General features: G+C 57.5%; 5 protein-coding genes. 3 read left to right on the top strand and 2 right to left on the bottom strand.

Annotated elements, in window-relative coordinates:
- Window positions 1-45: 45 nt before the first annotated feature.
- Together GE543_RS07725 and GE543_RS07720 are read right to left on the bottom strand one after the other, a co-directional pair.
- Window positions 46-609, bottom strand: coding sequence for a fimbrial protein (locus GE543_RS07725; RefSeq protein WP_371927116.1), 564 nt, complete (start codon window positions 607-609; stop codon window positions 46-48).
- Between the two features lie 357 nt (window positions 610-966).
- Complete coding sequence (locus GE543_RS07720) at window positions 967-6,042, bottom strand: RHS repeat-associated core domain-containing protein (RefSeq protein WP_153221136.1); 5,076 nt, start codon at window positions 6,040-6,042, stop codon at window positions 967-969.
- 280 nt (window positions 6,043-6,322) lie between these two features.
- On the opposite strand from GE543_RS07720, the gene GE543_RS07715 reads away from it, so the two are divergent.
- The 3 genes from GE543_RS07715 to GE543_RS07705 are packed head-to-tail and all read left to right on the top strand — an operon-like array spanning window position 6,323 to window position 16,445.
- On the top strand, window positions 6,323-10,663 hold the full coding sequence (locus GE543_RS07715) for a hypothetical protein (protein WP_153221135.1): 4,341 nt from the start codon (window positions 6,323-6,325) through the stop codon (window positions 10,661-10,663).
- 49 nt (window positions 10,664-10,712) lie between these two features.
- Entirely contained in the window at window positions 10,713-15,923 is a 5,211-nt protein-coding gene (locus GE543_RS07710; protein WP_153221134.1) for an imidazole glycerol phosphate synthase, read from the top strand.
- Window positions 15,924-15,959: 36 nt separating this feature from the next.
- Window positions 15,960-16,445 carry a hypothetical protein gene (locus tag GE543_RS07705; RefSeq protein ID WP_153221133.1) on the top strand — a complete coding sequence of 162 codons (486 nt, stop codon included), beginning with the start codon at window positions 15,960-15,962 and terminating at the stop codon, window positions 16,443-16,445.
- Window positions 16,446-16,488 lie beyond the last annotated feature (43 nt).

The raw sequence follows: 16,488 nt of genomic DNA, 5'->3' as shown, positions 1-16,488 counted from the left end.
GAAAGAACGGTTGGTTTTTACACGGTGAGCGAATGAGTCGATGTATCAGTTAATCGCGACAACAAACTGTACATCCGCCGAAGCGGCACCGGGTTGAACGGTAGCCAGTGTCGAACGGTAGTAGGCGTTGAACACCATGTCGGTGACACCCCCCGCGGCCAGTGGGTAAGCCGCCGAGGCGTCGCCTGGTTTGATGGAGGCCCCGGTCTGGTCCTTGATCACGATCGCAACGCCCTTTGCCCCGTCGACAGTAGGGGTGACGCCGAAGTAGTCGCCGCTGCTGTCAGGGGCGCCGATGAAGGTGACTTTGGCAGTATTCACGGCGGGGCTAGCCGTAAGGCCGCAACTGCCGTCGTCATTGACGCGCAGGGCAAAGCTCTTGCCAGACACTTCGTCACCGATGCCGGTGAAACGGCTGGCTTCGATAGAGCCCATGTTCACCACGTTGCCGATAGAGCCATCGCCCGGATTGACCACTTCGATAGGGCAGGTGGTGGCGGTGATCTTGCCTTCGAAACGGATGGTGCCGGGGGCGGGGTTTGCGGATACGACAGTGGCGGTCAGTGTAGTCGCCAGAGCAAGGCCCAGTACGGATAGCGTTTTGTTCACGATAAAAACCTTATAAGTATTAACGTTACAGGAGTAAAAATGTAACTATTTATGGTGTCTTGGGAGACAGTTTGTGTTGCGTGTCATGACGGGGCGGGAGTTTACAGCAGGGGCGTTAGTTGCAAAGTCTCTGGAAGGCTTTGTTTAATGGCGGGAGGTGTAGGATATTTCCTAAACTAGTGTCGTACATTTTAAATCTTGGCTTTTAATGCTATTCCGGGTTTTTCGCTGGTCTTTGCGTTATTTGTTCGGGCAGGGAAATAGAAAGGGCGAATGTAACGGCTGGAGAAGTAAAAAACGTTGACTGAAATACCGCCGACAGTAACAAACTTTTTGTCGGCGGCTGGGAATCGAGCTTTATCTCTCGCGAATTCTGTAGGGTGTAAACTTGAATGCGTCTTTGCCGAGTTTGCGAATAGGTTCTAATAAACCGGTAGCTCGCCAATCTCGCCTGGCTCTAGATGGTGCTTGTGCAGCAGAAGCAGCATCAGCAGCATTAGCAGCAGCAGCAGTAGCCCGTGCCGATGTCGGGCTGACCCGGGCGTTAGGGCCTGTGCTCGGCCGCGGGTTCGGTATTGGCCTGACCGTCACTCTTGGAAAACTATTCCCTACAAAGTCATCTACGCCCAAAGGCGCTGGACCAGACGCACCCTTAGACTTTCGCGTCCAACCGGTAAAAAAACTGAATAGTCCGCCCGTCGCTGCCGCTTTAGCTGCATCGTCTCCAGCGTTGAGCGCAGCTTGGACCGCGCTTTTAAGCGCACTTCTCAATATCCCCCCACCAATCTCTACAGCGGCCCCGATATAGGTGAGGTATTGCCCTGCCTGAATGGCTTTGGTGTCTCCCGTCGCCAGACCATAAGTACTGGCAACCGTTGATGCAGCACTGATTACGGTCCCTGTCGCCAACACTGCTGCTGTAATGGTGGCAGCCGAGTATGCGGTCATCGATATACCCAGAAATGTGATAGGGCCCGTGATGGGTGTGGCTATTCCGAAGGTGGTAACTGTCGCGTAGAAACCGAGTAGTGTGATCACCACGCCAGCCGCGAGCGTGAGCCAGGTCCCCATCCCCAGGTCCCCTGGCTTCTCTGCCGGTATCGCATCCTCATCGGGCCGTCGCAGCCTGCCGCTCTGGGAGCTGGCGTCATGCCCGGTGGGGTCGCGCCAGGCAATGGGATTACCCAGGCAATAGGTATAGGGGTTGAGCCCGCCTGCGCCAAAGGGGCTCAAGGAATCGGGGCTGTGAAAACGCATCATTCCGGGGTTGTAGGCTCTGTAGCCATTGCCCAGCAGGTACCAGCCCGTGTCTTTTTCGCATACCTCGCCGTTGAACGCTGTGACGCTGAGCAGCGAGTCATCGCTGTGGCGTTCTCCGTAGGCGCTGTATACAGCTGTTCGCAAGGTGTTCTGCTGAAACTCAGCGAGAACGCTCTGGTTCGCATCCGTCAGCAACAGCAGGGTGTCTGCAGGTTCTCCGACGGTCTGCTGGCCGACGGGTTGCTCGCCGATGTGCAGAAACTGAGTGCGTCGGCTGTCCTGCACGGTGCTGCTCAACTGCTGATCCTGATAAAAACGCAGTATTTCGCTGTCATTGCCATTGCGGGTGGTGAGCAGATGATCATGGCCGTCGTACGTGTAAGTGTTGATCGCCCCACCCGCCGGTTTATTCACCTGTAACAGGCGGCTCTGGCTGTCGTAGTCCAACTGGTTGCCATGCTCGTCATTGGTTTGATTGCCGTTGGCGTCATACCTGAACGTCGGGTCGGGTGTGCTCCGAGGAGGCCTGTAGGTGATGCCGAGTAACTGGCATCGGTCCCCGGATTCGGGGTCACCCTCTTTGCCATAGCGAAAAGTGGCTGTCTCCATGGTGTCGTTGGCAAACTCGGTAAAGTTCAGGGTCATGTTGTCCAGTTCGTCGAAGCTGAACGACTGCCTGAGTATCGCCCTGCCGGATGCGTGCACTGGCAATTTGCTGCCTGAATAGCTGACGAGGATCAGACGGCTTCGTGCGTCATAGCTGAACTCTTCCAGCAGCAGGCTGTTGCCCGCCTTCTGCAAGTGACGGCTTTGCAGGAGCCCGTCGGGTCGCCATTGCTGTTCCAGCGTACGTACCGGGTGATCGCCTGCAATCTGCGTCCTGAGAATTTCCTGTCCCTGGTCGTCATACTCCATGCGGTTTACCAGGCGGGTCCCGGCGGCCAGGTCGTGGGTCGTGATCTCGCGGGTCTGACCCAATGTGTCATACGCGACAGTCACCTTCACGTTGTCCTGGACGATGCTTTCAAGCTGGCCGAACTTGTCGTACCGGTAACTCGTTTCCACACCTTTGACGCGGTGTTTTACGCCGCCTTTGAGCCGGCCTTTGACGACGCTTTTGACCGGGTTTTTGACTTCTTTTTGTTCGACGTCGGTGCGGTACATCGCACGGCCCTGCAGGGATGTCCGATGCAGGGTTTTCCAGGTCCGCTCTTGTAGATCACCCTTCCAGGTCTCTTCGGTCAACTGGTTGTGCGCGTCATAAGCGTAAGCGCGCTTACCTTGCTGATTGGTGGCAGAGGTCAGGCGGGCACTGACGTTGTTATAGTCAAACTCGGCGGTCTCATCCGGTGCAGTACTGGAGACGATCTGGTCGGTGAGTGCCAGTTTGTAGGTGTAGCTGATGCCGTCACCCTTGGCCGTTTTGCGGGTTTTGACCTGCGTGTGACCGTCCTCATACTGGTAATGCTCGATACGTTGCCCGGCCTGGGCCAGTGTCATACGCCCCAGCCCGTCGAACGCCTGTTTACCCGCCGGAGTTTTGGTAGTGCCGTCCGGATGAGTCATTTCCAGGCCGATCGGCAGCTCGGCGTTGCTGTGCGATGCATAATTGCGACGCGCCACGCTGCTATCCGGCAAGCGGGTGCTGACCATGCGCGACCAGGCGTCATAGCTGAACTGCGTTTTGTGGTTGGACTCATCGGTCTGCTCCGTGCAGCGTCCCAGTCCGTCGTAGAGAAAGCTTTGTGAGCTCAGGTCTTTCCCAGCTGCGTTCTGGCTCTTGATCTTGACGGGCTTGCCGAACATGTTCAGCGAGGTCTCGCTGCGACCACTGATCAGAGGTTCGGCTTCACCGCTTTGTACCCAGGCGCTCTGGATAGGACCGTTATGTTCTTCATTGCCGATGGGGTCGTAGTACTGGTGCGTCTGCACGCCGTGATCAGTGGTAACGACAGACTGGACGTTCCAGTCGTCGTAGGCGTAGGTGCTGCGCGTGGTGAACAGTTGCTGGTTGTCGAACCAGTCGTAATCCGTTTCGTATTGCACGTTGTTCCAGGCGTTGTAGTGCGCGGAATGGATCATGTGCATCACTGCAGGATTACTGCTGTCGATGTGGTCCCGTTCCTCGAGTATTGCCCGGCCCAGGCCGTCCATGACGGAGCGGGTCTTGACCCCGCGGGCATCGATCACCACTTGTTCTGCCTGCTGCTGCGGAGCGGAACACAGGGTGTACAGGTACTCGCGACTGGCTTCATAGCCGGTGGAACCCGAATTCGGTGCGATCGTTTCTTTGGTCAGCCGGTTGAGCGCGTCATAGACATAGAGGATCTCCACGCCTTCTTGCAGGGTCAGCAGCACCTGGCCGGTCAACAACGACTGCTGTTGCAGCTTGCTTATGCGGGTGCCGTCGAAGCCGATCGTGGTGATTTCTATGAGTTGTACCGGGACCTCCAGTTGCCTGCTCTTGCCCTCGCTGTTGCTGTTGCTGTACTCGTAGACGGTAACGGTGTCGTTTCCATTCATGGATTCGATATTTTTCCCGGTTCGACCATGCTGGAAAGGCGTATCCGGCTGGTTGATGTACTCCAGCAGGGTCTTTTGCAATTCCACAGTGGTGCCATCGCTTTCAAGCTGCAGCAGCGTTTCCGTTTCCGGCACGATCCAGTCGGGTAAGCCGCTGCTGCTCAGTGCGGGCAATGTGCGGTAGCGATAACGCGTGGACAGGGTAGGGGCCTTGGGCTGCGACGACAGGGCGGGTCTGACCACTTTTTCTTTCACCCGGGAGACAAACCCTTCCGCATCGGCCGGGCAACCGTCGCCACCGCTGGCCGGGTACCAACTGCTGACTTCTTCGATTCCGTTGGCTCGCGTATGCACCAGCAGATTGCCGTAAATGTCATAGGTATCGGTAACGGTCTCTGTGCGGGTCCGCTCAGGCTCGTCGAGTCGTTGCCAGCGGGTGGTGACTTTGCTGGGTAGCTGACAATCGGCCGGCTGCTTTGAGTAATGCACGCCCTCCAGGATGTTGTAGTCGGTCGTGACCGTTTGCTGGTTGTTGTTCTGGGTGGTGACTTCAATGGTCTGCAAGTGGAAGCGGTTGAAGGTCCGCTCTATGCTGCGCACGGCCTTGCTGTCGACCCACAGGCTTTCGGTGCAGACATAGTTGTACTCCTGCACATGTTTAAAGAGGTTGTCCAGGCCGTTGTCCTCCCAGAAGATGGGCAATCCTGCACCGAGAAAATTTCGTGAGCGTTGCTGGCGGTCCTTGTAGGTATAGCGCACATCGAACTTTGCCAGACGCAGACCGGGATCGATGATGTGTCGTGTCACTCTGGGTACGGGCAGGCGACCGGCGCTGGATGGAAACGCATGGCCCTCGTCCTGGTAGTAAATGTCTTCGCTGCTTCCTGTCGGTGTCTCTACATGCTTGACACATAACTGATTGCCATTCTCCAGGCCATATTCGAAGCGCCACGACGCGTTGTTCTCGGTGGGCAGGGTGATGCGCGATACGTGTTTGGCGGTACCGACGAGGGTCATCAGGAAGCGCGCCAGCGGAGTGCCGCCAGCGCCCGCGTACGGATGCAGATCCAGCTCGACGGAGGTGGTGCTGCGGGCAATTTTCAGCAGCGTCTGACCCAGGTCATCAGTGATCGAATCAAGCCTGTAGGTGCTGCTGTTGAACACCGTGTGCTTGAGCGCAATGCTGTGCCCCGACGGCGCAGTGATTTCCACCGCCCAGGCCATTTTTTTATTGCCGCTGCTGTGCAGCTTGAGGATTTCCTCCAGACCTGACTTGTGCACCACCCGGTAACGCTCATCGTCCAGCTTGTAGAAGTGGAAGGTGTCGAGTTTCTTCTCCGTCATCGTCAGTCGACCGCCGCTGCTGGTGCCGTCGACCCGGAAGGTCTCGCCCGTGCTGAGGGACAGGATCTGAGTGGCAGGATCGTACTGCGACACTTGCAGGTTCCAGCCCAGGCCATAGCCGCTGTCCAGCGTATTCAGCTGGCTGTAGGACATGTCGAGTCGAAACTCTGGCCCGCGCAGGTCATTGCTTTGCAGATCGGGCAAGCTGATCGATATGTTGTACAGCCCGGTGCGTGGGTCAACGCCGCTTTTCAGACAACTCATGAAATTGAGCGCGTTGGAGTGCACGGAAGTAGAAGCAGCCATGGAGCGGACCTCGCTGATTGATGCGTGACAAGCGCAGCGGTGCCTGACGATTGTGCAGTCCTTGCGCTCTGGTCATTGACGACCCCAAGCCTGAATTCCCGGAGGCTTCCGTGTGGCTGGAGGTCTTGCCTAACCCTAACAGTCCGTGCCCGGGCAACAACCTAGCAGTAGTGCTAGTGGGCAACCGAGGTGCATCGGCGTAAAAAAATCCTATCCGCATTCTCAGGGGCAACCTTGCGATCTACCCATTTCAGGCGGAAACGAGAAAGGAGTCTCACTCATGGCGCTGGATCTTCCCGCCCCCAAGGTGCCCGGCCTGCAGCAGCCCGGGAACTACCTCGATCTGGATCAGTTGGGCAGTGTCGACCTGACCACCTGGATCGACTACCCAGGCATCAAGAACGGCGATCGGTTCATGCCCAACTGGCGAGGTTGCGGCGCTCTGGGCGCAGTGGAGGACTATGTCGGCGATGTGATCGAGGTCGTGGGATTGCAGCCTGAAGGCATGCCCCTGTTGATCAATAATCCGTTGCTGGTGAGGCTTGATAAGGGGTGGGTGTTTTACTCGTACGTCGTCGTTGATCGCCCCCATGAATCCCTGCGCCTGTTCTTCTATGTCGGTAAACCACCGTCAACGGCCGCCGGGCTGGGGGTGCCGCAATGCAAAGAGTCTCACGATCTGAAGCTTGACCCTGAGCTGCTGTGGCAAGGCGAGGACTTGTTGATCGTGACGCCGCCGTATCTGGCCATGCGCGAGGGCGACAGGGTGACCCTCACGCTGGATCTTTATTACGCTGAAAACGATTACTCGCACTCTCTGTCCTCTTCCCAGGTATTGACCCTGAAAGAGGTGGGCCAGCCCTTGCAGTGGCCGATAGGGCCCAACGAATTTGTATCCATTGAAAATGGCTTCGTTCTGATGAGCTACTGCATCGAGTATGCCGACTCCACATCGACGACGGCTTCGGTCGCTCAGTCGCTGGCCATCGTCGCACCCTCAGCGGCGTTATTGCCCGCCTTGACCATCAAGGATTTCAACGGCGGCTCACTGGACCCGGAGGCTTTTCCTGACGGCATCACCCTGCTGATCGACCCTTTCGGCATTCAGGTCGATGACGATGTCGTGGTTTACGTCTCCAGCGGCAATCGACTGGTGCAGACCCTCAGGGCTGACATAACCAATCTCGACAGCGGCGTATTGCAGTTCTCGCTGGCTCAGGCCTGGCTTTCCGCCAATAACGGCAAGGAAATCGAGCTGGTGTACCAGTACGCGCGACCCGGCCGTGCAGCCAGCTCGTTGCCGCGCAAGGTCATTCTGCGTCGGCCACTCGATCTACCGGTGCCCGTTATCGAAGACGCGATCATTGAGAATCCCGTTGAAGGGGGTGTGAAGGGCTATATCTTTGCCTCGCAGATGGAGACCGGGGTGACGATTCGCATACCGAAAGAAGCGGTCATCGGCGAAGACTCCACGGTACAGATGTACTGGGACGGTTACGGAAGCACGGGCAGCTTTATCGCTGATCCTTCGCCAGACGATCCGCGCCTGTTCCTCATCCCGCCCACAGCGGTCCCGGCCAACATGGGCAAGCGTCTGGCCGTGTATTACAAGGTCGTTTCAGCAACGCAATCGGGCACCTCGAAAGTATTCGATCTGGAAGTCAGAGCCGAGGACTTCGGTTGGCCGTACATCCAGATCATACGCCCACGCGCCACCGACGGCCGGCTTTCACTGGCCGAGGTACCACCCGAAGGTGCTGGTCTTGACCTGGCGTCCTGGGTCTACATGGCGCCCGGACAACGGGTACGAATCAAGGCCACTGGCTTGTTGAAATCGGGCTTGGAGCAGACGGTCGGACTACGTACCGGCGCCGCCGAACCGCTCAGTGAGGCGGAATACGATGCCAAGAAGGTGTCGGTGATTATCCCGAGGGATTTCCTGGAAAGTCTGCAAAGAGACAGTCAGACCAACACGGTGACAGTTGAAGTCAGCTTTGATGAAGGGGCGCATTACACGCAGTTTCCGGCCATCGGTTTCACGGTGCTGGAGGATCTTTTTTTACAGGGCGGCGGGCTGGCGCAGGACGCGACAGGCACCGGCATGACCCCACACTTACATGGACGTGATCGTATGGCCAATAACTCGCTGAACAGCCTGACCGAGTGGATGAAAGACCCTGGCAACAATGTGATGTGGGGCTGGGATTCCATCGCTGCAATGGCTCGGGGCAAGGTGAATAACCTGTTGCTTCAGGAGTACATCGCGCGTTTCTCATCGAACGCCTACTTGAAGCCCGTCAGCGGAGAGGTGGCACTGACCGACCAGGTCAAGGAAAGGATTCACAACTTCATTCTGGATGCGCCCAGGCTGGCGTTCTCGAACGATAACCTGGGACAGTCTCATGCAACATTGACCTGTTCGATTCTGGGCGGAACGCAGTTGACGATGAGAAATAACGTCGACAATTGGGAAGCCTACAGAGTGATTCATATCGATGCGCTGCAAGGTCCGAAACTGACACTGGATCTCGCCCTGGAGAAGGTCCCGGGCATTGTCCAGAGCGATGGCCGGGTGCGGCTCGATCTCAAGGACAGTGACAATTTCATTCTGACCTTCGCGGTTAACAGCGCTGAGCTGGCACTTGGCGGGGCTTTTTTCAAAGCCCTGTTCGATGCGTTGCCGGACGAGGAACGCATCTGGACGCTGGGCGTGATCAAGCGTGGCAGCAATAATCTGATGCACCCCCAGTCGTTCAAACTGCGCACCCAGACCAATCCTGCTGCTCCTCTCGACCCGCAGGCCGCCAACTACGGCGACGGTGCCGTGCTGGTGTTCATTCGCCTGGAAGGCAGTCAGGAGGGCGGCGACATCCCGGTAGAGTACCAATACCTGATACCGGATGATGCCGGGAAAGATTACTCCGCCACGGTGTTGTTCAGTGCGCAGCGGACGTTCAAGGCGGCAGTGTTCATTGGCGAAGTCATGGCGGCAGCTTCTTCGATTTTCGACCGCTTTACTTTCCAGAGCTTCCATGACGGTTCCGGCCGACTGATCAAGGCAACCGCCACCTCAGGAACCTACATCACTTCTGAATCAAGCTTTACAACCCATCCAGTCAAGGTCGGTGGCGTGACGGTGATCGCCGAGCTCTGGAGTGCCGGAACTCAACTTGATGCAGCGGGCAAGAAACCCTTGTCAGTAGAGATCCATGACGACGGACGCGCAGTACTGACCTGGACCGCAGAGGCACAGGAATTCATCCTTCTGACCGTGCCAGGCTATGACGCTCCTGCACTCACGGCGAGCAAGGTGGTCACTGTCGATGTGACGTGTACTTACACCTTTGCGGAGTATGCCAACGACCTTGTCCTCAGGCCCAACCTGGCGGTAAGCACGACTGCCAGTGAAGTGATTTCTACGACCAATCCGGGAACCAGCTTTGGAGTAGGCTTACTGATCGTCGTGGTGCAGGACAACTTTGCGAGACTGAATGCGCAGCGGTTCGAGTCCAGCATCAGGGACAGCCTCACGAGCGATCTTGAAGCCACTGTGCCGGTCAGTTCGTTCATCCGGGACAGCATCGATCTCAACTTCAACGAAGCCATTGTGCCTGACGTACTTCGTGCGCCCAGAGACATAGCTGCCTTCGGCCGCATCAACAGTTCCGGGGCAGACTTTGTCGTCAGCCCGGCGGAGCATCTGATGGTCGCCGACAGTTCCACTACGTTCGCCATTCAACCGCCGGGCGCGAATGTGACGTGGAGTGTCGAACTTCTGCAAGGTGATGCACAGAACTTCGGCGCCATCAACGGCACCGGCAGGTATTACGCGCCAGAAACCTCTGTGACCGAGCTTCCTTTCACACGTGTTCGGGTCACGGCCACCGATATGGACTCGGACTATCGAAGTTCAGCCCTGGTCACGATCGTGACCAACCCGATCACCCTCAATCCGTTGATCGAGGTGTGTGACGCCGGGGCGAAGGTGGAGCTGCAGGCAGGTTCACTCGGCACGGAAGAACTGCACTGGTCGATCAAGGATCCGGTGGCTGGCGAAAGCGGTGTTCTGGAGCCCAGCGAACTGGCGGATGGTGATCACCGTTACGTCCCTGCATCAAAGGTGACCGGCAAAACCTATGTACTGGATCAGATAGTCGTGACCAGCGGGCAGGCGAGTGTTTCGTCGTGGGTACTGGTAAAGCATCAACCCCCAAGGATAGTCGTGAAAGTCGTAAAAACCGTGAAGGTTTCGGAAGTGCTGGAAGTGATAAAAACGTTGAAAGTCGTACGCGTTGTGAAAGGCATGAAAGTCGTAAGAGTCGTGAAAACCTGGAAGCGCGTGAACGTTGCGATTCGTGCCGATCAGGTTCAACTGGAAGCGATTGCCAATGCCATGACGCCGCCGGGCGTGAAATGGAGAGTGGGCGTCGGGGGCGGGAGTATCAGTAACGGCCTGTACACCCCGGATGTGCTGTCGACTGACCGGTTCGTGCTTATTTTTGCCGAGGCGCCCAGTACAACGTTTGGAGTCATAGAAGGACACATCGTATTGCCGCTACCGCTGGACCGGTTTGCCGGGGACGTGGAATTGATGAAGGGCAAAAAAGTACAGGCGTCATAACCGAACGCCCATCGGTCTTATGTATATCTACATCACAGGAGGTGATGTCATGGCTGGTTATTCAGCGGAAAGTCTGCTGGCATGGATGAAAAATACCACGCGTCTCAGAGGCTGGGACGCGATCATTGCTCTGGATGGCGACAAGGTCAACGAGCTGCTCGATCACGTTTATCAGCAGGGGGCGGCTCAGGGGCTGTCGCGTCCGGTACCGGACGGAAGTATCACGATTCCCAATACGGACGACTCTCACTTTTTCTCGGGCTGTGTGCTCGGGGCACCAGCCTTGTCGTTCAGGCACAGTGGCCTGGAGCATTCCCTGCTGGCCTGGCGCATTCCGGTTATCGCCGGTGTGCATACCGTGGTAGAAAACACGAATGGGCAGCACAATGTTTACAGGATCACTGCCTACGATCCGCTGAACGCGCCGGGCCTGGATTTCGATCTGCAGCTGACTAGTCAAGGCCCGGATCTGGTAGTGAATCTTGGTCTGGCTCAAAACCTTTCGCTGGATTTTCCCGGCGCGATTATAGAACGAAGCACGATCGGCGAGTTTTTTCAGGCCTGGTTGAGCAACCCGGGAAATCAGGAGCAGCTGTTCAGGCTGGGCATTTTCAACGAGCAGAGCAACGAGTTGCTCAACGTACGCAGAATTGATGTGCGCTCACAGCTTGAAAGCCCCGATGCTGCATCGGTCCATAAAAAAGGCGCCTTGCTGCTGTTCACGACCATGCAGTACGGCGTCACGGGCGGGATTCCGAGTGACGAGTCCGACTTCCGTTACCTGATTCCCAACGATGCTCAGCTTTCGTATTCGGCGACCGCCGTGTTTTCCTCCCACGCCTTGCACCGTGCAGCCTTTGGCCATGCGGTGATGCAAATGCTGCAGACGCCTGACTTCAGCTTCATCGTTTCGGACGATAAACCGTTGCAGCGGATGATTGCTCAGGCCGGCACGTTTGCAGTTCCGGCTGGAGGCTATCGGAGCGCGGAATTCGTCTTCGAATCCGACCCCTTCAGTGTCCAGGCCTTCAATGCCCAGCATCCCCTGACCATTGATTTCGAGTACGCCCAGACCACGCAGACCTGGGAATTCCCCTGCACGCTGGGCTTTCGCTACAGGGCGCTGGACAGCGATCAATGGCAATCGCACAACGCTACGTTCAACATCAGCCTCAAGCATGAGTTTCATCTGATTGAAAGTGAGTCAGATGATCAGGCAATGGAAGGGCAACTTTATGCGCCTTATCTGTTCGATCATGAAGTCAGCGCCGTTCCGGGAACCCTGGACAACCTGAGTGCCGGGGAGCTGGAGCAGGTCAACGGTTTTGTCGCCTACACCGTCAAACACGCGTTGCTGCAAGGGTTGAGCAAAACCCTGGATGCAACCGGCGCCGAGCGTTTTCTGGGCGGCTGGTTATTGCCCGACGAGCAAGTGCTGCAACCTGTACTCAAGCGTCTGCCTTATGACCTGGCAGTGTTCGGTCGTATCGATCCCGGTGCGTCCACGTTCATTATCGTCGAGCAACAGGCACTGATCGGCACGGGAGAAACGCTGCAATTTACCACCCAGCCTGCGCGCAAGGGCATCGTCTGGTCTCTGGCCAACCCATCGGGGGGCAGTGTTGACGGTCTGGGGAAAATTGATGCGCAAGGCGTGTATACGGCGCCTGCAGGGCTGCCCGTGAGGCAGGGTCTTCAACGCGTACTGATCAAGGCCATGGACCCGGGGTCGGGGCATGGCACTACGGCATTGTTGACGGTGCTCACCAGCAGCGTCAGCGTCAGCCCGTTGATTCAGGTGTGTAATTACGGTGAGCGGGTAGCGCTTTCAGCACGCAGCTCGCGCGCAACTCCCCTGAAATGGACCCTGGTCGATCCGGTGCCCGGACAAAGCGGGACGCTCGAGGATGGCGTCGATGCGCCGCATGAGCAGTTTTATGTCGCCGGTCCAGGTGGGGCAGGGAACACCTATGTCCTTGACACAATAACGGTCAGCGACGATCAGCACACCCAGTCAATTCAGGTTCTGGTTCTGCGCCACGCACCGATGCTGTCCATCACGCTTGTCGGCGTCAGTAATGAGCTTGCCGAGCTGAAAGTCACCATCAATGGGCGCGACCTCCCGGTCACATGGAGTCTGAGCGGCCCAGGCTCCATAGACGCCTCGGGTATTTACTTCAGCGATCCCCAGGCACCCGAACGCTTCGTTGTCGTGTTCGCAGAACTCTTCGACGAAGCCATTGGCATGCTGGCCGGGCACCTGATTCTTCCGCTGCCCTTGAGTGGCTCTTCCGACGTATTGCAGGCACTGACCGGACAGCCTGCCTGGGGCTCGGTGGGTCATGCAATGCCTCGTTCACTGAGCGGTATTGTGCAGCAAGCGGGTGCAGGTTCCTTGACCCAGGGCTGGGGAGCCGTCGCGGCGGTCAGTCGCAGCGATCTCAACCGGCATATAGAACAGCAATACATTGAGCGCTATCAGGAACTGGCCTTCTTGCCGTTGTTCACCGGCGACATCGTGATGGATGAGCGACAAGGCGACACTGTTCGTCTCAAGCAGGTCGGGCTGGGTGTGCCGGTCCTGTCGTTTCTGACTGACTCGCCGGGCTACAGCAGTGTGCTGGTCACGATGAACATCGTGTCTGGCCGCTACAGCGGCTTGCATCAGCCGCAGGGCAGCGCCACTACCGTGTCCGGCAGCTTCATCATCAGCGAACCCATGGGCTTCAGGCTGGCGATGACGGTCGACCTCTTCGTGGGCGAGGAGGGGCATGTGCTGCTCGATCTGGCTGGCGGAGCCGGCGTTGCCTGTAATCTGGGGGGCGTCGATGAGGCGATCAATCAGCAACTGGCGGATTTCTTCGCTCAGGAGTTCAAGCAGATTGCGCTTCATCGCCGGGTTTTCTCAGTGCTGCAGGCACAGCTCAATCGCTACCACGTTCAGACGCCAGGCAGCTTGCGCCTTCTTGCCCGCGCCGCGCCGCGTTCAAGCGATGCGCACATGGAAAGTGCGGGGGATGGCGCGCTTATGCTGTTCATGCACGCACAGGATGGCGAAGGCGAAGGCTTGTTTCCGCCAACAGACGATTTCGTTTATCCGATCCCTGATGATCGCGGGGCAGACAATCAGCCAGCATACGGCACGGTGTTGATGCTCTCGCAAAAGACCCTGACGATGATCGAGCGTGAACGCTTGCAGGTGCTGGACAGCCTGAAGTTCACCGGTGGATGCGTATTTGAACCGCTTGAGCAATACCGCCGGCATGACCTGCTGATGTTTGGCAGCCTTCGTGCAACACAGGCCAGCCTTACACCACTGTTCTCGACCATAACGGCCGGGCAGACCCAGCGCTTTGTCCTGCGTAACGCGCAAGGCGAAGAAATACCGGCCACCAGTTGGACTGCGTTAAGCATTAAAAGCCACGTGGCTGCCGGAAGCGGCAGCATCTCTGCCGGCGGCGTTTACACGGCGGCGAGTCTTGAGGCGATCGGCCATGACGCGCTGTGCGTGGTGATCACCGCCGCATATCAAGAGTCAGGCGCTGTCGTCAAGGTCTCGGCGCTGGTCAGTGTGGTATCGCGGAGCATGGAGTTGGCGCCACGTGTAACGGTAGTACCAGGGGGTGCTGCGCTGCAAACGGTCTCGCTGGCGGCTTCGACGCTCGACGGCAGCCCGGTGAGTTGGGCGCTGCTGGGCGCGGAGCTTGGCAGGTTGAGTGAGGCCGGCAAGGGCGCGCTCTTCAGTCCGGATGCCAGGTCCGGAAAAAGAGCGCTGGCCGTGCAACAGATAGAAGCGCAGGGCAATGACCTTGGCATCGCTACCGTGCTTGTCGCCAACGGGCAGCAAATGCTGCGCATCGAGCCGGCTTTTGTGCCCAGAGCACGGCCAAAGGTCGCGGTGCAGTTGCAGGATGACCACGCACTGCTGCCCGGGCTTGAGCGACGCTGGAAGGTGGTGGGCGGGGCAGGCACTGTCGATCGGCAGGGGCTTTTCATGCCGCCCGACCAGGCGCTCGTCGCCAGTAGCGTGGTGAGCTGTGAAGTGGTGAACAACGGGGTGGTTCTGGCGTGCGGCTACAGCGTCATCGAGTTGTCCGAAGTGATCGACGAAGTGCGTTGGGAAGAAATGTCGATGTTTACCATCACGGTCCCCGGCACGACGCCGGGTGACCACCGGACCGGGACTCTGTACCCCAACGGTTATCAGCAGCTCAGGCTGCAGGTCAAGACTCAGGTGATGCCGGTCGACGGTGTCGAGTCCGAACTGAGCCCCGCAGAGAGGGCCTCGATGCGCCTGGTAGACGATAACACCGCGCAGAACCTCGAGTCAGTGCTCCCGCTTCTCGAGGGCATGCCCGAAGGTGATGACCAGGCGTGGCGCGTGCGTAATCAACATAACCGCTTCGAGTTGTCCGGCGCCGGCGTTTTCGCTGCGGAGCCGGGCCTGGATGCCATACGGCCATTCCCGCAGGACTTCTACCTGCACAGTCGGGCGGAACCGGGTTTGATCAGTGTTTTCTACGCGACCTTTCAGGATGACAACGGCAAGTGGTGGACCTCAGTGAGGTACGAAGACGTGAACAGCAAGGTCGAAATCAACCCGCGACGCGTGCCCACGTTCGATACCCGCAATTACACCTTCGTTCCGAAACGTCTGGATAACAATGGCACAGATCCTTCGGTTGATCCGCCTCCAGAAGGCTCTCCAGATGATCCTTTCGATTTGCACTTCAATACCACCGATTACTGGAAGCTGAATGTCACTAACCCAGATACCCAGCAAGAGGTAAAGTTCGAGACGCTGAAGTTTCTGCCCTACAGACCCGACAGTGACGTGATCAATACCTCGATCATTCTCTGGGAAAGCAGGCAGGCAGCAGAAGTAATGTTCAGTTGGACGGGGTTTATCTTCGACGACCCGGCGGTCAAAGGCGATGTGAGCAAGGTGCACTTTGACGAAGCGCTCCAGGATGTGATGGGCGACGTTCACACGTTGGACATTAACGTCGATATGTCCGTATTCGAGACCGGCAAACTGATTATCAGCCTGCATCGCCTCCGGGGCCTTACCTATATCCCGGAAGGAGATCCCGCCCGCGACAAGTTGATGGGGACACTGGCAGCCCCGAGTGCACTGGTAGTCCTGTTGATCGATAAGCAGGGCAATGCCCATAAACGGCGAATCAGTTTTCTGCCCAGCGGCTCCGGCAGGCGCAACCGCCTCATGCATACCTTGTATTCGGAAACCCGGCCCCAATGAGGCATTGACGCAACAAGTTGACAGGGAGTCATCACCATGAATGCGTTGAATAAAACCCTTGCGTACCTGGCTCTTGCGGGGTTGGCAGGCTGTACGTTAGTCCCGTCCCAAAGGCCCGTACCCAAGCCCCCGGCAGAGCCGGTTCGAATGATCATGCTCGCAGAAACTTCCGATGGCGGCGGCAAGAACTGCAGGTTTGTCGCCAAGGACGACGTGGTTCGTCTCAACAAGGGTGATCATGAATGCACAAACGATCAGATGAGTTTTATCAAGCTGGATAACGTGCGTTCGGCCATGAAGATACGCCTGGAGTCCAGAGATTGCGATGATCCGGGAGGCTGGGTATTTGGACTCGAAACCTATATCGATCCCGTTACAACAGTCTGGATCTCCATCGACCAGCTCAGAGGCAAACCGGTCGACAGCATTATCACTCGCGGCGTTGTTTTGACCAAGGCGTATAGCGGGGGTGAAAACATAAAAGGCAAGTTGTCCTGCGTGCGTGTCGATGTATCGGATTAGCCCTCAGCACAACCGGACCTGTCAGGCCAACGTGTTAATCGTC

The sequence above is a fragment of the Pseudomonas sp. SZ57 genome, from assembly GCF_009495975.1.
Classification (GTDB): domain Bacteria; phylum Pseudomonadota; class Gammaproteobacteria; order Pseudomonadales; family Pseudomonadaceae; genus Aquipseudomonas; species Aquipseudomonas syringae.
This window is presented reverse-complemented; position numbering and strand designations above follow the sequence as displayed.

What these genes read in the sequence shown, in the direction of transcription:
- GE543_RS07710 (WP_153221134.1), top strand. Translation starts at nt 10,713, where the DNA reads ATGGCTGGTTATTCAGCGGAAAGTCTGCTGGCATGGATGAAAAATACC.
- GE543_RS07705 (WP_153221133.1), top strand. Translation starts at nt 15,960, where the DNA reads ATGAATGCGTTGAATAAAACCCTTGCGTACCTGGCTCTTGCGGGGTTG.
- GE543_RS07720 (WP_153221136.1), bottom strand. Translation starts at nt 6,042, where the DNA reads ATGGCTGCTTCTACTTCCGTGCACTCCAACGCGCTCAATTTCATGAGT.
- GE543_RS07715 (WP_153221135.1), top strand. Translation starts at nt 6,323, where the DNA reads ATGGCGCTGGATCTTCCCGCCCCCAAGGTGCCCGGCCTGCAGCAGCCC.